Origin of the sequence: Streptomyces typhae, from assembly GCF_009755605.1 — a bacterium.
GTDB classification, from domain to species: domain Bacteria; phylum Actinomycetota; class Actinomycetes; order Streptomycetales; family Streptomycetaceae; genus Streptomyces; species Streptomyces typhae.
The window spans coordinates 714,993-732,767 of record NZ_WPNZ01000001.1; the positions used below are offsets into that span (position 1 = coordinate 714,993).

Consider the following 17,775-nt stretch of genomic DNA (forward strand, 5'->3'; position numbering starts at 1 on the left):
TCAGTTCCCTCTTGTAACCAATGGAATGCTGCGGCAGCATCGACAGAGGTGGAAGTAGGCACTTTGAAGTCACCGAGGCACTGCGAGGGCACCGTGGGGACGGAAGGTACGGCAGGGACGGAAGGCACGGCAGAGACGGAAGGCACGGCACGGGCGGAAGGCACCGCGGAGACCGACGGCGGTTTCGGGGGCGACGACCCCTTCCAGTGGGACACCCGTGAGGACTGCCAGGTGCGGCAGATCCTGGACCGGGTCGCCGACAAGTGGTCGCTGCTCGTCATCGCGCTCCTGGAGCGACGGTGCCTGCGCTTCACGGAGCTGCGGCGCGAGATCGACGGCATCAGCCAGCGCATGCTGACGGTCACGCTGCGCCAGTTGGAGCGCGACGGCCTGGTGCGACGCACGGTGCACCCGGTGGTGCCGCCGCGCGTCGACTACGAACTCACACCGCTCGGCGGCACGCTGCACCACACCATCCGGGCCCTGGTGACCTGGACGGAGGAGCACCAGTACGAGGTCGCAGCGGCACGGTCGGCGTACGACGCGCGGATCGCCGCGGAGGCGGCGGCCGCCGACACGCAGGCGTAGGGGCGGCAGGGGCGGCAGAGGAAGCGGAGGCAGCAGGGGCGGCAGGGGCAGGCAGCGGTGGCAGCAGGGGCAGCCAGGCCGGTTACGCCTTGGTCGCGCGGTGCGTGCGCGCCTTCGCCCGGTTCCCGCAGCGTTCCATCGCGCACCAGCGGCGCCGCCCGGGGCGCGAGGTGTCCACGAACAGCAGGAAGCAGTCGCCGGCGGCGCACTCGCGTACGCGGGAGGCGTACGGGCCGGTGAAGAGGTCGACGGCGTCGCGGGCGACCGTGGAGAGGAGCCCGGTGCCGGTGGCGCCCGGCGCCCAGGAGCGGCTGCCGTCCGCCTCGATCCGGGCGGCGAGCGGGGGCGCGGCCGCGGCGTCGTTGATCAGCTCCAGATGCCGAGGGTCCCAGGGGCGGCCGTGGGCATGGTCGGCCGTGAACAGGAAGAGGGCGTCACGGAGCTGCCGCACCGCGGCCAGCTCCGGCTCGGTGACGGTCAGCCCGGGGCAGGGCCCGAGGCGGCTCTCGGCGGCCCAGGCCGACAGCTCCGACGGCCCGTGCAGCGTCTCGAAGCGGGCGAAGGGGCCGGGGCCGCCGGTGGCGAGGAGCTCCAGGCACAGGGCGCCCGGATCGAACCGGTAGACCTGCCCGTCGGGCGGGCGCATGATCACGCCCACACCCGCACCCACCCCCACACCCGTGCCCGCACCCGCGCCACCACCCGCTTCCGCCGCGCCGTCCGCTCTCCCTGTTGCCATGTAACCACTATAACTGGTTACTATGACGTCATGACCTTGCACTGGAAACTCGTCATCGACGCGCAGGACCCGCACGCCCAGGCCGCCTTCTGGAGCGAGACGCTGGGGTACGAGGTCGAGGACAACAGCGCCCTGATCGAGCGGCTGCTCGGCTTCGGCGCCGTGACGGAGGCGGAGACCGTCGAATTCCGGGGGCGCCGCAGCTTCCGCGATCTCATCGCCGTACGGCATCCCGACGATCCGTACGACGAGGAGAACGGCACGGGCCTCGGGCGGCGGCTGCTCTTCCAGCGGGTCCCGGAGACGAAGTCCGTGAAGAACCGGCTGCACATCGACGTGCACTCCACACCCGGTACCCGCGACGAGGAGCAGGCCCGCCTGGAGGCGCTCGGCGCGACCGTGCTGCGCCTCGTGGAGGAGGCGGGCACGGGATGGGTGATGCTTGCCGACCCGGAGGGAAACGAGTTCTGCCTGCACTGACACGGCCGGGCGGGGGCCTCGGAGGCCCCTGAGGCCCCTGAGGTCTCGGAGAGCCCTGAGGCCTCGTGGAGCCCTGAGGCCGAGGCCGCAGAGGACTCAGAAGTCCAGCGCGTGGCCCGTCGTCGCGTCCACGCGGTCCGGGACCTCGTCGTGCCGGTCGCCGACCGTCAGCGTCCCCGTGGGCTCGAAGAGCAGGGCCGAGGCGCGGCCGTGCGCCATCGGCTTGTGCTCGGTGCCGCGCGGGACCGTGAAGACGGAGCCCTTGGTCAGCGTGACGGTGCGTTCGCCCGAGGCGTCGCGCAGGGCGATGTCCAGCTCGCCGTCCAGGACGAGGAAGAACTCGTCGGTGTCGTCGTGGACGTGCCAGATGTACTCGCCCTCGAACTTGGCGACGCGTACGTCGTAGTCGTTGACGTGGGTGACGATGCGAGGGCTCCACACCGCGTCGAAGGAGGCAAGGGCCTTGCTCAGGTCGACGGGCGCACGCCGGTGGACAGCTGTTTCGTCGGTCATGGGTTCATCGTGGACCCTGGCCGGGCCGGCCCACGAGTGCTAGAAATCGCATATGGCGCAAGAAAACTCGCACCAGACGCACACGCGCCGGACGGCCGCCCCCCAGGCGCTCGTGCACCGGACGCCCACAGACCGGTCCCCCACGGACCGGACGCCCACAGACCGGACACTCGCGCACCGGACGCCCACGGACCGGTCCCCGTCGCACCGGGCGCCCGCGCACGAGGCGCGGCTCCACCGCGTCGTCGCTCTCGTCGACGCGAACTCCAACCCCTTCGAGCTGGGCTGCGCCATCGAGATCTTCGGCCTGCGCAGGCCCGAACTCGGCCATGACCTGTACGACTTCACGCTCTGCTCACCCGAGCCGAGCACCCTGATGCGGGACGGCTTCTTCACGCTCACCGGGGTCGCGCCGCTGGCGGCGGCCGACACCGCGGACACCCTGATCGTGCCGAACCGGCCCGATACGGAGGTGCCGCGCCGCCGGGCCGTCCTGGACGCGGTGCGCCGGGCCCGTGCGCGCGGGGCCCGGCTCATCGGCTTCTGCAGCGGCGCGTTCACGCTCGCGGAGGCGGGGGTGCTCGACGGACGCAGGGCCACCGCGCACTGGCAGTGGGCGGACGGCTTCCGGCGCCGCTTTCCCGCGGTCCGGTTCGAACCGGACGTCCTGTTCGTCGACGACGGCGACATCCTCACCGCGGCGGGGAGTGCCGCCGCGCTCGATCTCGGACTGCACGTCGTGCGCCGTGACTTCGGGGCGGAGGTCGCCAACTCCGTATCGCGGCGGCTCGTGTTCGCCGCGCACCGGGACGGCGGGCAGCGTCAGTTCGTGGAACGGCCGGTGCCCGAGGTGCGGGACGAGTCGCTCGCGCCGGTGCTCGCCTGGGCGCTGGAGCGGCTCGGGGAGCCGCTCACGGTCGCGGGTCTCGCGGCGCGGGCCGCGGTCAGTCCGGCGACGCTGCACCGCCGGTTCCGGGCGCAGCTCGGTACGACGCCGTTGGCCTGGTTGAACGGGGAGCGGACGGCGTTGGCCTGCCGCCTGATCGAACGGGGCGAGGAGCGGCTCGACGTCGTCGCGCGGCTCAGCGGCCTCGGCTCCGCGGCCAACCTCCGCGTGCGGCTCCGCCGGGAGACCGGCCTCACGCCCTCGGCCTACCGCCACCGCTTCGCCCTCTGAACCCGCCCCCTCCCCCTTATCTCCCTTATCCCCCTTACCTCTTTATCTTCTTCGTTGCTCCGCAACGGCGCCGCCCACGTGCCGGGAGCGCCACGCCCACCCCTCACCTACTCCCCACCCCGCCCGCCGTTTCCTACCGTGGACAGGTGACCGTCGTCGAGGACAGGAAACCGCGGAGCACCCCCCGTACGCGTCGCGAGCGCGAACGGTGGGCGCGGTTCCTGCTCCTCGGCGTCTGCATGGTGTTCGCGTCGGCGTCGGCGGTCCTGGTGCCCCTGGAGCTGCCGCTCGGCTGGGACGAGATCGTCTACGCGAGCCGCTTCGGCCCCTTCGAGCCGGGCGCGGCCCCCGGTGTCCCGTTCAGCGCCCCCCGCACCCGCGGCGTACCGGTGCTCGTCGCGCCGGTGGCGGCGTGGAGCGACTCGGTGGTGCTGCTCCGGCTGTGGCTGACGGCCCTGGCGACAGCCGCGCTCTACCTCGGCTTCGCCCCTTGGCGGCGGGCCCTGCCCCGGTTCCCCGAGGCCGCGGGCGTGGCCGCCGCGCTGTACGGCAGCCTGTGGATCGCCCTGTTCTACGCGGGCGCGGCCATGCCGAACCACTACACCGCCATGGGCGCGGCAGCCGCCGTGGGCCTCTTCCTGCACCCCGCGCCCCGCCCGCGTACGTACGCGGGCATCGCCGCGGGTCTCGCGCTCGCCGCCCTGATGCGGCCGAACGACGGCGTCGCCGTGGCCCTCCCGCTCCTTGCCGCGGCCACGCTCGTACCGCTGTGGCGCGCACGCGGCCGGGCGCTCGCCGTGGCCGCGGGGGCGGCGGCCGGTCTGCTGCCGTGGGTGGTCGAGGCGTACGTTCGCTTCGGTGGCGTACGCGAACGCCTCGACGACGCCAGCGAGGTGCAGGGCGGGCTGCGGTTCACGGACTCGGCACGGCACCAGTTCACAGCCGTCGACGGGCCCCTGCTGTGCCGCCCGTGCACCGGGGACGGCGTGCGGGTGCCCGCGCTGTCGTGGTGGCTGCTGCTGGCCGTGTTCGTGCCCCTCGGAGTGTGGTCGGTACGGAGACTGCGGCGGACACGACGGATTCGGGAGCCCCAGGCCCCGACGCGACCAGCCGCAGCCCTCCTCCTGGCCCTCACCACCGCCCTGTGCGCGGCACTCCCCTACGTCCTCCTCGTCCCCTACACGGCTCCCCGCTTCCTGCTCCCCGCCCACGCCCTGCTCGCGGTCCCCGCCGCCCTCGGGGTGCTCGCCGCGGCGCGGTGGGCCCGGCGGGCGCGCCAGCCGGTGCTCGCCGGGGGCGTCCTCGCGGTGCTGCTGGCCGCGCACCTCACCGTCCAGGCCACGCTCACCTCCGGCAACACCCGTATCCAGGCGGCGGCGAGGGAGGACTGGCAGCGGGTCGCCGAGGTGCTGCACCGGCACGGGGTGCGGCCGCCCTGTCTGCTGCGGGGCAACACGACCGTGATCCCGCTGGCGTACACGGCCGGGTGCGAGCCCGCCCCCCGAGGGGACGACCGCCGCCCCTCCGCCCTCGTCCTGCGGCGGCACGCGGCGCCCGCGTGGGCCCGGGACTGGATCAGGATCCCCGTGCCCGACACCTACGCACCGGGCTGGCAGGTCCACCTGCCGCCCGGCCCGCCAGGCCCACCCGCGCCCCCGGCCGCCTCCTGAACTCCCCGCCCGAACCGCCCTTCACATCCCGGCGTGCGAGGCCCCCGCCACGTACCCCAAATGTCTACCGGGAACCGGTATGCGGAACAGCGCGTCCGGATCCCGCTCTTGACGTGAACTCAACACGCCTCCACCATCGGGCACTCCAGGCTCATTCGGAATTCAAACGCAACCCGAATTCACACCCAACGGAAGCCGGAGCCCCCCACATGAGACTCTCCCTGTCCGGACGCAGTGCGGCAGCGGCCGTCATAGCCGCCACCGCCCTCCTGACGACCAGCGCGATATCCACCGCGGCCACCGGGTCCCCCGGCACCGCCGCACCCCAGCGAGCGGCCGCCGCCCCGGACATCCCGGTGGCCAACGTCAAGGCGCACCTCTCGCAGTTCCAGTCCATCGCCTCCGCCAACGGCGGCAACCGCGCCCACGGCACCGCGGGCTACAAGGCCTCGCTCGACTACGTCAAGGGCAAGCTGGACGCCGCCGGATTCACCACCACCGTGCAGCAGTTCACCAGCAGTGGCCGTACCGGCTACAACCTCATCGCCGACTGGCCCGGCGGCGACGCGAACCAGGTCATCTTCGCGGGCGCCCACCTGGACAGCGTCAGCCGCGGCGCCGGCATCAACGACAACGCCTCGGGCTCCGCCGCCGTCCTGGAGACCGCCCTCGCGGTGTCCCGTGAGAAGTACAAGCCGACCAAGCACCTGCGGTTCGCCTGGTGGGGCGCCGAGGAGCTCGGCCTGGTCGGATCCACGTACCACGTCCGCAACCTGCCGGCCGCCGAGCGCTCGAAGATCAAGGGCTATCTGAACTTCGACATGATCGGCTCGCCGAACCCGGGCTACTTCGTCTACGACGACGACCCCACCATCGAGCGGACCTTCAAGGCCTACTACTCGGGTCTGAACATCGGCACCGAGCCGGAGCGCGAGGGCGACGGCCGCTCCGACCACGCCCCGTTCAAGAACGCGGGCGTCCCGGTCGGCGGCGTCTTCACCGGTGCGAGCAACACCAAGTCCGCGGCCCAGGCGCAGAAGTGGGGCGGCACGGCGGGCCAGGCGTTCGACCGCTGCTACCACGCGTCGTGCGACTCCTCGTCGAACATCAACAACACGGCGCTCGACCGCAACAGCGACGCGGTGGCGTACGCGGTGTGGGGGCTGTCCTCCTGATCGCCGGACCTGTGGACGGGCCTGTGGCCGGGCCCGCCCCGGAGCCCGTCCACAGGTCCCGGAACCCCCTGGACGAGATTGCTTGCGCGTGCATATAGTGCACACGCAAGCAATCATCGTACGCAAGCACCCAGGGGGATCCCATGACTCGCTCGTTCCTCTTCGTCCACGGCAGCGCCCGCCCGCGGGGCAACACCGAGATCCTGGCCCGCAAGGCGGCCGAGCAGTTGCCGCCGGACGTCGAGCAGCGCTGGATCGACCTGGCGGACCATCCGCTCCCGGACTTCCAGGACCTGCGGCACGACGAGACCCGGCCCCGGGCCCGCCCCCGGCCCGAGGGCGACAGCGAGGCGCTGCTCCTGGACGCCACGCTCGCCGCGACGGACATCGTCATCGCGTCGCCGCTGTACTGGTACTCGGTGTCGGCCACCGTCAAGCGCTACCTCGACTACTGGGACGCCTGGCTTGAGGTGCCCGAGCTCGACTTCAAGAACACCCTCGCGGGCCGCACCCTGTGGGGCGTGACCACCCTCGCCGACCGCAACGAGGCCGCCGCGGACCCGCTGGTCGGCACGTTGCGCAACACCGCCGCGTTCTTCCCGATGCGCTTCGGCGGCGTCCTGCTCGGCAACGGCACCCGCCCCGGCCACGTCCTGAACGACACCGAGGCCCTGGCGCGCGCCAAGACGTTCCTCACCCGCGAGGACGTCCCGCTGGCCCGCTTCCCGTTCGGCGAGTCCTCGTACGAGGACTAGGGGGTCTCGTGTGAGGACCCGGGGGTCTCGTACGAGGAACCAGGGGGGTCGGAGGGGGACCAGCGGGCCTAGGAGGCGATGTCCTTCGTTCCGAACCTCGCCCAGGCCGCCGACCCGAACACCCCTGCGTACAGAGCCTGGAGGCCGAGGTTCTTCACCAGGTCGTCCCAGTAGACGGGTTCGCGCATCAGGTCGGCGAAGGACAGCCAGTAGTGCGAGAACAGATACGGGTGGATCGCGTGCAGCTGCGGGATCTGGTCGACGATCTGCACGGTGATGAGCAGGCCCACGGTGGTCGCCATGGCGGCGATGCCGCTGCTCGTCAGCGTCGACACGAACAGGCCGAGGGCCGCCACACCGATCAGTGAGGCGGCCACGACCAGCGCGATCAGCAGCGCGCGCAGCAGTCCGTCGGCGAAGCTGATCCGGGTCCCGGAGATCGTGGTGACCTCGCCGAGCGGGAACAGCAGCGCCCCGACCGCGAGGGCCGACACCGCCACCACCAACGTCGCGACCAGGCAGAACGCCAGTGCGCTGGCGTATTTGGCGAGCAGCAGCCGGGTGCGGCCCGCGGGCGCGACCAGGAGGTAGCGCAGCGTTCCCGCGCTGGCCTCGCCCGCGATCGCGTCCCCGGCGACGACGCCGATCGCCATCGGCAGGAAGAACGGCAGCGTCGCGGCCAGCGCCGTGAAGACGAGGAAGAGGCCGTTGTTGGTGACCTGCGCGATGAAGGCGGGACCGCCACCGCCGTCGGGGCCGCCACCGCCGACCGTACCGCCGTCGCTCGTCTCGATCCTGACGGCGATGCCGACGAGCACGGGCACGGCGGCGAGCACCGCGAGCAGCGCGAGGGTGCGCCAGCGGCGGAAGGTGAGGGACAGCTCGCTGCGGAAGAGACCGAGGGTCCAGGCGAGACTCACGGCCCGCCCGCCTCCGGGGCCGCCGCCTCCGGGTCCCCCGCCTCCGGTTCCGTCTTCCGGAACAGGTGCGGTGATCGCCGACTCCCGCCCGCGCGGCCCCACTCCCGCGGCGCTCGCCCGCCCGTCCGGCCCCGCTCCCGCGGCCCCCGCCCGCCCGTCCGGCCCCGCCACCTCAGCCCGCGACATCGAATCCCTCTCCCGTCAGGGCGACGAACGCGTCCTCCAGGGAGGCCCGTTCGACGCCGAAGCCGCGGACGCGGACGCCCGCCTCGACCAGCGCGACGTTCACGTCGGCGAGTTCCGTGCCCGGTGGCTCCCCCGTGACCCGGTCGTCGGCGACGACCAGGTCGGCCACGCCGAACTCCTTGAGCACGCGGGCCGCGTCCGCGGTGTCCGGGGTCGTCACGAAGAGCCGCCCGCGGGCACCCGCTGCGAGTTCCGCGACCGGGCCCTGCGTGATCAGCCTGCCCCGCGTCATCACGGCCGCGTGCGAGCAGACCTGTTCGATCTCGTCGAGGAGGTGCGAGGACAGGAAGACGGTGGTGCCGTCCGACGCCAGCTCCCGCACCAGGGAGCGGATCTCGCGCATGCCCTGCGGGTCGAGCCCGTTGGTGGGTTCGTCGAGGACGAGCAGTTCGCGCGGCTGGAGCAGGGCGGCGGCGAGGCCGAGGCGCTGCTTCATGCCGAGCGAGTACGCCTTGGCCTTCTTGTTCGCGGCGGCCGTCAGGCCGACCCGGTCCAGGGCGGCCTCGGCGCGGGCGCGCCGGGTGCGGGGGTCGGCGGTCGGGTCGGCGGAGTCGTAGCGCAGGAGGTTGTCGCGGCCCGACAGGAAGCCGTAGAGGGCCGGGCCCTCGATGAGCGCGCCCACGCGCGGCAGCACCCTGCGGCCGTCGTACGGCATGGGGCGGCCGAGGACCTTGGCGCGGCCGGAAGTCGGCTCGATCAGGCCCATCAGCATGCGGATCGTCGTGGTCTTGCCGGAGCCGTTGGGGCCGAGGAAACCGAAGACGCTGCCGCGCGGGACGGTGAGGTCGAGACTGTCGACGGCCAGGTGCTTGCCGTAGCGCTTGGTGAGCCCGGACGTCTCGATCACACTGACCGTGCGGTCCCCGCTGGTGCTCGGCACCCGTACCTCCCGTTCGTCCGGCGCCCGCGGCCCGCCCGTTTCCGGCCTGCCCGGCACCCGCGCCTTCTGTTTCCTCTGTGCGGCTGTTCCCTCTGTGCCGCTGTTTCCTCTGTACGGCTGTTTCCTGGTGTACGGCCGTTCTCTCTGATGTACGGCCGTCCCCTCTGCTGTACGGCCGTCCCCTCTGCTGTATGGCCGTCCCCTCTGCTGTATGGCTGTTTCCTCTGCTGTACGGCCGTTGCCTCCGCACGGAGCCCGATCGCCGTACGACGGATCCGGGGTGCCCCACTGCTCGGCACCCCGGATCCACCGCCGGGTCGTCCTCCGCTCGCGTCCGGGCGCTACTGCGCCCCGTTCGCCGCCTCGACCAGCGCGTTCTTGGTGACCGCGCCCACGTACATCCTGCCGTCGTCGGTGATCAGCGCGTTGACCAGGCGGGTCTTGAAGACCGTGCCCGAGCCGAAGTCGCCCTGCACCTTGTCGCCGAGGGAGTCGAGGAACTTCGCGGCCTCCTGCGGTACGTCGTCGGACGCGGAGGTGGGCAGGCCCTGGCCGCCCGGCAGCCTCAGCTCGGCGATGGACGTCCAGCCCTCACCGATGACGTTCACGCCGGGCTCGGCGCCCGCGGAGTCCTCGAAGTCCTTGAAGTCCTTGCCGCTCCCGTGCCGGGACGCGTCGTTGCCCTCGCCCTCCTCGGTGACCTTCGTGCCCTTCGGCGGCTCGAAGTCGAAGGTGGACGCGGCCGGCTTGCCGAAGTCGACCTTCGTGAAGCCCGCGTCGACGACGGCGGCGCCGCCACCGGCCGGGGACAGCGTGAACTTCAGCGGCGTCCCCGTCTTCGCGTCCACCGCGATGGTGATCTGGCCGACCGTCGTACCGGAGTCCTTCGGCTTCAGGACCAGGCGGTAGGCGTCACGGCCCGCCACCTGCGCGCTGCCGTCGACCTTCACCGACGTCGACTTGTCGGCGGCCTTCAGGGCCTGCTCGGCGAACTCCTTGGGCGTGGCGGGCACGTCGCCCTTCGACAGCCCCTCGCCGCCGGGCTTGCCGAACTTGCCGCGCTCGTCCGCGTGCTCGCCCGCCCTGCCGCCGTCCTTGGAGTGGTACGCCTCGTTGGACGCGCTGTCGTAGGCCCACACGTCGTCACCGTTGTGGATCAGGCTGTACTCGGCGGCGTCGTCCAGGACCGACAGCTTCTGCTTGTCCGGGCCGTCGGCCGCGACCCGCAGCGTGTGCGTACCGGTGGCCAGCTCCAGCAGCTTGGCGGAGGGGTCGGCGGCCGAGCCCTTGCCGTCGCCCTTGTCCTCGCCGCCGCCGCCCGCGCCCGGCGCGAAGGAGCCGGTCATGCCGGAGGCGAACGACGGCAGGCCCAGATCCGTGCTGATCTTCACCGTGCCGGAGAGCTGCTCCGTGTCCGACGCGGCTATCTTCTCGATGAGTTCCTGCGCGGTGATCTCCGGCAGGTCGGGGTCGCCCGACGTGGCGAGCGCCGGGACGAGCCCGATGGTCGCCGCGGCCACACCGGCCACCGCGAGCGGGACGACATAGCGCACCGCCTTGCGGCGCCCCGCCCTGAGCTCCCCTGCCTCGTTGGTGTCCTGCTCCGGTTCGTACGGTGCCATTGTCTGCCTTACCTCCGTGGTCGGCGGCGGCGTTCATTCCTCGCGTGCACGCGTCCACCCCGCGCCGCCATTCTCACCCGAATTGGTCAGGAGTGGTTGTCCGCGCCTGTCTTCGGCTGTCTCCATCCGACCAAATCGGCCAGCGGGAAGCGTCAGACCCGGGGAGCAACTCCTCCTACTGCTTGGGGATGACAAAAAGAGGCGGCGCCTCCCCCGTCCCGTAAGGGGAGGCGCCGCCAGGGGCGGTGACGGTCGGTGCGTCACGGGGGGGGGTACGCACGTACGTCACGTGGTCTCTCGGTGGCTCGCCCGATCGCTCGACGGTCACTTGCCCAGTCACTTGCCCGGTGGCTCGCCCGATCGCTCGCCCCGTGGCCCGGCCGGTGGTTCAGCGGGCCACGAACACGTAGTCCGCGCCGTACGGCACCGACACGACGCTCTTCGGCGTGCCCGGCTTGCAGGCGCCCGACGGCTGCACCCCGCCGACGGTGTTGAGCCGCAGGATCTCCGTCGTGCCCGCGAGCAGCCCGCGCTTCTTGCCCACCCGATCGGCCTGCAGGTCCAGTTCGGCGATGTTCTTCTTGCCGTTGGGCGTCTTGGAGATCAGGCTTCCCGTGACGGCGCTGCGGTCGGGCGCGATCCAGCGCGGCGTGCCGGAGTTCGGCCTGACGAAGTCGTGGGCGATACGGCCGCCGAGCGTCGCCCGCACGTCGCGCTGCTGGAAGGTGAAGCCGCCGGAGCCGCCCGCGGCCTTCTTGCACTGGTAGATCTGCCTGCCCTTGACCACGGATGCCTGGAAGCTGCGGGCCGCCGCGCCCAGGGAGACGTTCGCGGTGACCTTGTGGAGCTGACCGCGGACGGCACCGCCGGGGAACTCGGCGGTGTGCAGGTTGGCGTAGAAGCCGTTGGGGTTCGCCTTCAGCTTCTTGAGCAGGGCGGCGCCCGCGACCTTCACCGTGCCGGTCACGCGCCGGTTCTCCGCCTTGGCCAGCAGCTTGGTGAAGTCGATCTTGACGGCGCCGTTGGTGCCCCTGGCGCCCTGGTGGATGTGGAGGGCGGTGGGCTCGGCGGTGCCGCGCCACTTCACTGTCACGGACACCTTGTCGCCCTTGACCTTGACGAACTGCAGGGCCGCACCGTCCTTGTCACCGACGGCGGGGCCGCCGGCAACGGGTACCTCGTTGGCGCCGTTCAGACTCGCCACGAAGAGGGCACTGCCATTCGCCCGCGCCGCCGCTGCTGCCGCCGCAGTTGTCGTAGTCGTGGTCGTCGTTGTCGTTGGCGCCGTCGTTGGCGTCGCCGCCGTCCCGGCCGCCGAACTGCCGCTGTCCGCCGACGCCGGCAGGGTCACGGCGGCGACACCCGTGGCAGCGGCGACCGCGACGGCGTCGGTGAGCAGCCGCACCCGGCGGCGACGAGTCGCGCTGATCGTTGCCTTCGTGCTGGTCTTTGCAGTGGTCGTACCCATGATCGGCGTCTCCCCCTCGCCACGCCGACGCCCCCTGCGTCGGCTCACGGGCAGAGGTACGGAACGGATCCGAGACTGGACTCAATCCAGTCTCGAACTCCCTTTGTGATGTACGTCACGCGCGCTCGTTCGGCGCGCCCCGGCCCCGGGGGCGGCGGGTCGCTCAACCCGCCCGGTGCACCACCAGGTCGCACAGCTCGACCAGGGACGCCTTGGCGTCGCACTCGGGCAGCGGGGCCAGCGCGGCCCGCGCCTCCTTGGCGTACCGCACGGTGTCCCGGCGGGCCTGCTCCAGAGCCGGGTGCGACCGCAGCCGGGACAGCGCCTCGGCGTGCCGCGCGTCGTCCGTGAGGTCGGAGTCGAGCAGTTCGCAGAGCGCGACGTCCTCCGCGAGCCCGAGGCGCTCCACGCGCTCCCGCAGCCGCAGGACCGGCAGCGTGGGGATGCCCTCCCGCAGGTCGGTGCCCGGGGTCTTGCCGGACTCGGTCGACTCGGACGCGATGTCCAGTACGTCGTCGGCGAGCTGGAAGGCGACGCCGAGCCGCTCCCCGTACTGCGTGAGCACGTCCACCACGGTCTCGTCGGCGCCCGACATCATCGCGCCGAACCGGCAGGCGACGGCGACCAGCGAGCCGGTCTTGCCCGCGAGCACTTCCAGGTAGTGGTCGACGGGGTCGCGCCCGTCGGAGGGGCCGGCCGTCTCCAGGATCTGCCCGGTGACGAGGCGCTCGAACGCCTCGGCCTGGATACGGACGGCCTCGGGGCCGAGGTCGGCGAGGGTGTGGGACGCGCGCGCGAACAGGAAGTCGCCGGTGAGGACCGCCACGGAGTTGCCCCAGCGCTGGTTGGCGCTCGCCACGCCCCGGCGCACATCGGCCTCGTCCATCACGTCGTCGTGGTACAGCGTCGCGAGGTGCGTCAGCTCCACGACCACGGCGGACGGCACCACTCCGGGCGCGTACGGGTCGCCGAACTGGGCCGCCAGCATCACCAGGAGTGGCCGAAAACGTTTACCGCCGGCCCGCACGAGGTGCTGCGCGGCCTCGGTGATGAAGGGGACCTCGCTCTTGGTGGCCTCGAGCAGGCCCTCCTCGACAGCCGCCAACCCGGCCTGGACATCGGCTTCGAGAGCCTGGTCCCGCACGCTCAGCCCGAAGGGCCCGACGACGGTCACGAGGGGTTCTCCTGTCTGCTGACGATCACAAGTCGATCACTCGGTCGATCATTCGTCGATGACACGGTTTGTCGATGTGTCGCTGCCATCACTCAAGTCAGCGTATCCGGTCGCCTTTCGATCACAGCCAGCGCCCGCCCGAGCAGAGGAGACCAGCCTGCCCGATAGACATGGAATGACCGAAATGGTGCACCATGGATGATGTGCCCCACATGGCGGGAGTGATGCGCCCCTTCGGGCGGGCTCCCGGCCGGGCCGCCGGGCCGGTCCCGGGCCACCCGGTGGCGTGGCCGTCCCGTCGGGTCGAGCCACGTGCGCACCAGCCGCACCGCGCTGGGAAGCGGCGGCTCCGCGGCGGCTCCGCGGCGGTGGAACCGGAGGCGCCGGAACCCTCCCTCGACGGCATCCGGCCAAGCCTCCGCGGCGGGCCGGTTTCCGGCCACGGTCCACATTCGGCACCCGGTCCGCACCTGGCATGCGGTCCACATCTGGCACCCGGTCCACACCTGGCATCCGGTCCGCACCCGGCACCCGTTCCACAACCAGCACCCACTCCACAATCAGCACACGAGCAGCGCGGGCCGTAAGGGCCGCACGAGCCGCACGAGCAGCGCGGGCCGCACGGGCCTGCGTACGCCCGCTCGGGCCCGCGGGGCGTACCCGTACGCGGCAGCGGGCTACGAGGCCGCCACGAGCCGCAATCGGGCCATCCGCGAGCCGCACCCGGCCCGGCCGCACGCCGCACGCGCGGGACGGGTCGCGTCACCGCGCCGCCAGCAGCCGCTCGAGGACCGCCGCGATGCCGTCCTCCTCGTTCGACGCCGTCAACTCGTCCGCCACCGCCTTGAGTTCCTGATGAGCGTTGGCCATGGCCACACCGTGCGCGGCCCAGGCGAACATCGGGATGTCGTTCGGCATGTCCCCGAAGGCGATCGTCCGGGCGGCCCCGATCCCCATCCGCTCCGCCGCGAGCGCGAGACCGGTGGCCTTCGTCACCCCGCACGGCTGGAGCTCGACGGTGCCGGGCCCGGACATCGTCACCGTCGCGAGGGACTCCACCGCGCCCCGGGCCACCGCCGCCAACTCGTCGTCCGCGAGTGCGGGGTGCCGCAGCAGGACCTTGCTGATCGGCTCCTCCCACAGCACGTCGCGCCGGGGCACCCGCACCGCGGGCAGCGTCGGGTGCGGCATCTCGTACCCGGGCTCGATCAGCGTCAGACCGTCGACGCCGTCCTGGTCGACCGCGGCGAAGACCTGCCCGACCTCGGCTTCGATCTTCCCCAGCGCGACCTCCGCGAGCTGCCGGTCCAGGGTCACCGACCACTCCATGCGGCCGGTCCCCGCGTCGTACAGCTGAGCCCCCTGTCCGCACACCGCGAGACCGTCGTAGTCGAGCTCTTCCAGGAGCGGGCGCACGCGGGGCGCGGGGCGTCCGGTCACGACGAGATGCCGTGCCCCGCCCTCGCGCGCGGCGGCCAACGCCCTGCGCGACCGGTCGGAAACCGTGTCGTCGCAGCGCAGCAGGGTTCCGTCCAGGTCAGTGGCGATGAGGGCATATGCGAGAGGAGCGGCCATGATCCGAAGAATACGGATCCGGGGCCGCACGGTAAGACGTGTGACAGGAGCTGTGACGGTTGGGGTGCGCCCGGCGCACTCCCGGCAGACAGCGGGTCGCGGTCCCGGTTGCGTACGGTGATGCGCGCCCGGGGCGCACGAGGGCGCCGCGCGTGCGGGCGCGCTCCCGTTTCACCGGATCGGGGCGGGCCGCGGGCGTCCTGGGCGGACGGGCCGCAGCGGACGGCGTGCACGCCGCCCTGAACTTCCCGCACGGGGAACCTCCCCTGAACTTCCAGCACGGGACGCCTCCCCTGAACTTCCCGCACGGGGCACCTCCCCTGAACTCCCCGTACGGGACTACCTCGCCGCAGCCCCGGCCACCGCCCCCGCACCCCCACCGTCCGCCAGCCGCGGGATCCGGCACTGCGCCGCGTACGCGGCCGCCGGATAGCGGGGGTCGGGGCGCAGCGCGTACTCGCGCAGACAGGCCTCCGTGAACTTGATGACGTGTTCGTCGCCGTGCTCGACGGTGCGCGCGCCGAGTTCGTGGAGAGGCGGCAGTTCGTCGGCCTCGGCCCGCCAGGCCGTCGTGCCCTCGTCCCCGCGGTCCGCGGTGAACGCGAGCAGGAAGGCCGACTGGACCTGCCACAACCGGGCGAGCGTCGGCTCGTACAACTCCCGGGGCAGGTGCGGCAGGACCAGACGCGCGGCGGCGGGCGCGGTGACGCCGTGCACGAGCGGGACGGGGAAGACCTCGGGGTGCCCCAGGTAGACATCGGCGAACTGCAGCGTCATGTCGCTGAGCAGGCGCGCGGCCGGGTACGGCGCGAGCTGCCCCAACGACTCGGTGTAGCCGGGGAGCCGGTCGAGGGCGTCGAGCCGGTCGCGGGCGACGGCCGGTCCGCGCGGGCCGTCCAGGGGCACACGGGGCAGCGCGGCGACGGCACCCGGCACGGCGTGCGGCCCGCGCAGGGCGGGGTCGCCGGGCAGCGCGTGGTAGCGCGCGGCCCAGTACGCGAGCCCCCTGCCCAGCTCGTCGCGCTGGAGCCGGGTCGCGGTGTCCCCGGCCGCGTCCAGTCCGCGCACCGCGTGCGCCGTCCGGATCAGGCCGTGCGTGAGACCGGCGAACAGACCGGGGAGCAGCCGCGGCCACCAGCGCGCGAGGACGTCGCGCCAGGGCGCGTCGTCGAGTTCGCGCGCGAACAGCCGCTCCCAGTCACCGGCCCTGCCGAAGTCCCCGAGGGCGGGCCGCCACGACGCCTCGTCGGCGGGGTCGAGGGCGAAGCGCGCGGCGGGGGGCTCGTGGTGATCGAGTGCGCGCCGGTAGCGGCGGGTCCAGTGGGCGACCTCGTCGCCGTGCCCGAGCACCGCGACGGCCTCGGCGCCCATCGGGCCGTGATTGGCGAGGTCGACGCCGGCTCCACGTTCGTAACCGAGGTCTTCGAGTCGTTCCAACGCGTCGTTGACGGCGTCGTGATAGCTGATCGAGGACATGCCGCACACACCTTCCGTACGTTGCGTACGCGCGTCCCGTGCGTACGTCCCGTACATGCGTCCCGTGCGTGCGTCCCGTACATGCCGACGGGACGTACGGGACACATGGGACGCACGGGACGCGTAGGACGCATGGGACGCGCAGGACACACATGAGACTTCGTAATCCAGAACAGTTTGGAACTCCAAACAAACTACACTCGCGGCATGCAGAGCGCGCAAGAACCCGGGCCGCCGCCCGAACACCTCGGGAGCCCGACCGCCGACGAGATCCGAATCGTCGGGCTCGTGCCGCTCCTGGAGCCCTACTTCCGCGGAGCGGTGGTGAGCGAGCTGATGCCCGAGCGGCTGCGTACGGCGATGGAGAGCCAGGGCCTGACTCCGCGCCACGGCGCCGTGCTGCCGCAACTCCTCGCAGCCGACGCCCCGCTCACGGTCGGCGGCATCGCCGCCCGGCTACAGGTCTCCCTGCCCACCGCGAGCGAGCTGGTCGGCGGTCTGGCGCGGGCCGGGATCGTCACGCGCACCCCGGACGAGACCAATCGCCGCCGGGTCCTCGTGTCCCTCGTCGAGGAGTACCGCCCGCTGCTCGAATCGTTCGTCGTCCGCCGCGGCGAGCCGCTGCTGCGCGCGCTCGACGGGCTTCCCGCCGAGCACAGGGAGGGGTTCGTGGCGGGGCTCAGGGCGTGGGTGCGGGAGGTTCAGGGCTGAGGGGCCGGGCCTCGCCGGCCACCACGTCGTACGGAACCGTTCCCGCTCGGGACACGTCGCAAAGAGGCACGGGGGGATCCCTCTGCGGGAGGGCTTCTCCCCGGCGGGGTCCCTCTCCCCGGCGGAGCCCCTGCCCAGCGGACAGGCCTCCGTCCGGTACCCGTCACCCGGCACGCGTCCGCGTATCCGCGCGCCTCCGCACATCACCCGGCCCGAAGGATCGACATGGCACTCCGCCAGGACCGCAAGCTCGCCCTCACCTCCGCGATCGCCGCCGCGCTCCTCACGGCGACCCTCGCCTGGCAGGCGTCGGCCGCGGACACCGGCGGGAACGGCTCGTCGCATCCGCGGACGGGGGCCACCTCCGCGTCGCCGGACACCGGGCGGGGCGGCGACGCCGAGCGCGACGCCGGGGCCGGGTCTGCCGACGCCCCCGGGCGTGGCAGTCACGCCGGGAGTGACAGTGCGGCCGGGAACGGCAGTCCCGCCGGGCGCGGCGGGTCGTCCGCCGCCGGGTACTGGACGCCCGAGCGCATGCGCGAGGCACGTCCCGCACCGATGCCGGTCCTCGACCGCTGACCCTGCGCGGGCGGGCTCCCTCCGTTC

Annotated in this window: 17 protein-coding genes; 8 read left to right on the plus strand and 9 right to left on the minus strand. The window is 72.6% G+C overall.

Annotated elements, in window-relative coordinates:
* Positions 1-63 precede the first annotated feature (63 nt).
* A complete protein-coding gene (locus GPA10_RS03170) occupies positions 64-588 on the plus strand; it encodes a winged helix-turn-helix transcriptional regulator (protein ID WP_157164037.1) in 525 nt (174 codons plus the stop codon).
* 82 nt (positions 589-670) lie between these two features.
* Here GPA10_RS03170 and GPA10_RS03175 read toward each other — a convergent pair whose 3' ends face one another.
* Positions 671-1,234 carry a CGNR zinc finger domain-containing protein gene (locus GPA10_RS03175; protein ID WP_157164236.1) on the minus strand — a complete coding sequence of 188 codons (564 nt, stop codon included), beginning with the start codon at positions 1,232-1,234 and terminating at the stop codon, positions 671-673.
* Positions 1,235-1,357: 123 nt separating this feature from the next.
* On the opposite strand from GPA10_RS03175, the gene GPA10_RS03180 reads away from it, so the two are divergent.
* A complete protein-coding gene (locus GPA10_RS03180; protein WP_058848066.1) occupies positions 1,358-1,807 on the plus strand; it encodes a VOC family protein in 450 nt (149 codons plus the stop codon).
* Positions 1,808-1,903: 96 nt separating this feature from the next.
* Here GPA10_RS03180 and GPA10_RS03185 read toward each other — a convergent pair whose 3' ends face one another.
* Positions 1,904-2,320: a cupin domain-containing protein gene (locus GPA10_RS03185; protein ID WP_058848065.1), complete on the minus strand. Its 417-nt coding sequence runs from the start codon at positions 2,318-2,320 to the stop codon at positions 1,904-1,906.
* 52 nt (positions 2,321-2,372) lie between these two features.
* Here GPA10_RS03185 and GPA10_RS03190 point away from each other — a divergent pair, with 52 nt between their 5' ends.
* The 4 genes from GPA10_RS03190 to GPA10_RS03205 all read left to right on the plus strand — a co-directional run bounded on the left by GPA10_RS03190 (position 2,373) and on the right by GPA10_RS03205 (position 7,097).
* Positions 2,373-3,497: a helix-turn-helix domain-containing protein gene (locus GPA10_RS03190; protein WP_246258630.1), complete on the plus strand. Its 1,125-nt coding sequence runs from the start codon at positions 2,373-2,375 to the stop codon at positions 3,495-3,497.
* A gap of 146 nt (positions 3,498-3,643) precedes the next feature.
* Positions 3,644-5,167 (plus strand): hypothetical protein, encoded by a 1,524-nt coding sequence (locus GPA10_RS03195; protein WP_343040237.1) that lies wholly within the window; start codon positions 3,644-3,646, stop codon positions 5,165-5,167.
* 209 nt (positions 5,168-5,376) lie between these two features.
* Entirely contained in the window at positions 5,377-6,342 is a 966-nt protein-coding gene (locus GPA10_RS03200) for a M28 family metallopeptidase (RefSeq protein WP_058848064.1), read from the plus strand.
* A 143-nt stretch (positions 6,343-6,485) separates the two neighbouring features.
* On the plus strand, positions 6,486-7,097 hold the full coding sequence (locus tag GPA10_RS03205) for a flavodoxin family protein (protein WP_058848063.1): 612 nt from the start codon (positions 6,486-6,488) through the stop codon (positions 7,095-7,097).
* A 68-nt stretch (positions 7,098-7,165) separates the two neighbouring features.
* On the opposite strand, the gene GPA10_RS03210 is transcribed toward GPA10_RS03205, so the two are convergent.
* From GPA10_RS03210 to GPA10_RS03240, 7 genes are all read right to left on the minus strand, one after another.
* Positions 7,166-8,203 carry an ABC transporter permease gene (locus GPA10_RS03210; RefSeq protein ID WP_157164038.1) on the minus strand — a complete coding sequence of 346 codons (1,038 nt, stop codon included), beginning with the start codon at positions 8,201-8,203 and terminating at the stop codon, positions 7,166-7,168.
* Positions 8,190-9,143: an ABC transporter ATP-binding protein gene (locus GPA10_RS03215; RefSeq protein ID WP_343040238.1), complete on the minus strand. Its 954-nt coding sequence runs from the start codon at positions 9,141-9,143 to the stop codon at positions 8,190-8,192. The genes GPA10_RS03210 and GPA10_RS03215 overlap by 14 nt, the downstream gene beginning before the upstream one ends.
* A gap of 341 nt (positions 9,144-9,484) precedes the next feature.
* On the minus strand, positions 9,485-10,765 hold the full coding sequence (locus tag GPA10_RS03220; RefSeq protein WP_157164039.1) for a LolA family protein: 1,281 nt from the start codon (positions 10,763-10,765) through the stop codon (positions 9,485-9,487).
* Positions 10,766-11,153: 388 nt separating this feature from the next.
* Positions 11,154-12,233 (minus strand): CHRD domain-containing protein, encoded by a 1,080-nt coding sequence (locus GPA10_RS03225; protein ID WP_157164040.1) that lies wholly within the window; start codon positions 12,231-12,233, stop codon positions 11,154-11,156.
* A 163-nt stretch (positions 12,234-12,396) separates the two neighbouring features.
* Positions 12,397-13,407 (minus strand): polyprenyl synthetase family protein, encoded by a 1,011-nt coding sequence (locus tag GPA10_RS03230; RefSeq protein WP_058848058.1) that lies wholly within the window; start codon positions 13,405-13,407, stop codon positions 12,397-12,399.
* Between the two features lie 762 nt (positions 13,408-14,169).
* Complete coding sequence (locus GPA10_RS03235) at positions 14,170-14,982, minus strand: HAD family hydrolase (RefSeq protein ID WP_058848057.1); 813 nt, start codon at positions 14,980-14,982, stop codon at positions 14,170-14,172.
* A 339-nt stretch (positions 14,983-15,321) separates the two neighbouring features.
* On the minus strand, positions 15,322-16,458 hold the full coding sequence (locus GPA10_RS03240; protein ID WP_157164041.1) for a questin oxidase family protein: 1,137 nt from the start codon (positions 16,456-16,458) through the stop codon (positions 15,322-15,324).
* 207 nt (positions 16,459-16,665) lie between these two features.
* Here GPA10_RS03240 and GPA10_RS03245 point away from each other — a divergent pair, with 207 nt between their 5' ends.
* The gene (locus GPA10_RS03245; protein WP_058848055.1) at positions 16,666-17,169 is read left to right on the plus strand and encodes a MarR family winged helix-turn-helix transcriptional regulator; all 504 of its coding nucleotides are present in this window, start codon (positions 16,666-16,668) and stop codon (positions 17,167-17,169) included.
* A gap of 225 nt (positions 17,170-17,394) precedes the next feature.
* Positions 17,395-17,748: a hypothetical protein gene (locus tag GPA10_RS03250; protein WP_157164042.1), complete on the plus strand. Its 354-nt coding sequence runs from the start codon at positions 17,395-17,397 to the stop codon at positions 17,746-17,748.
* Positions 17,749-17,775: the final 27 nt, after the last annotated feature.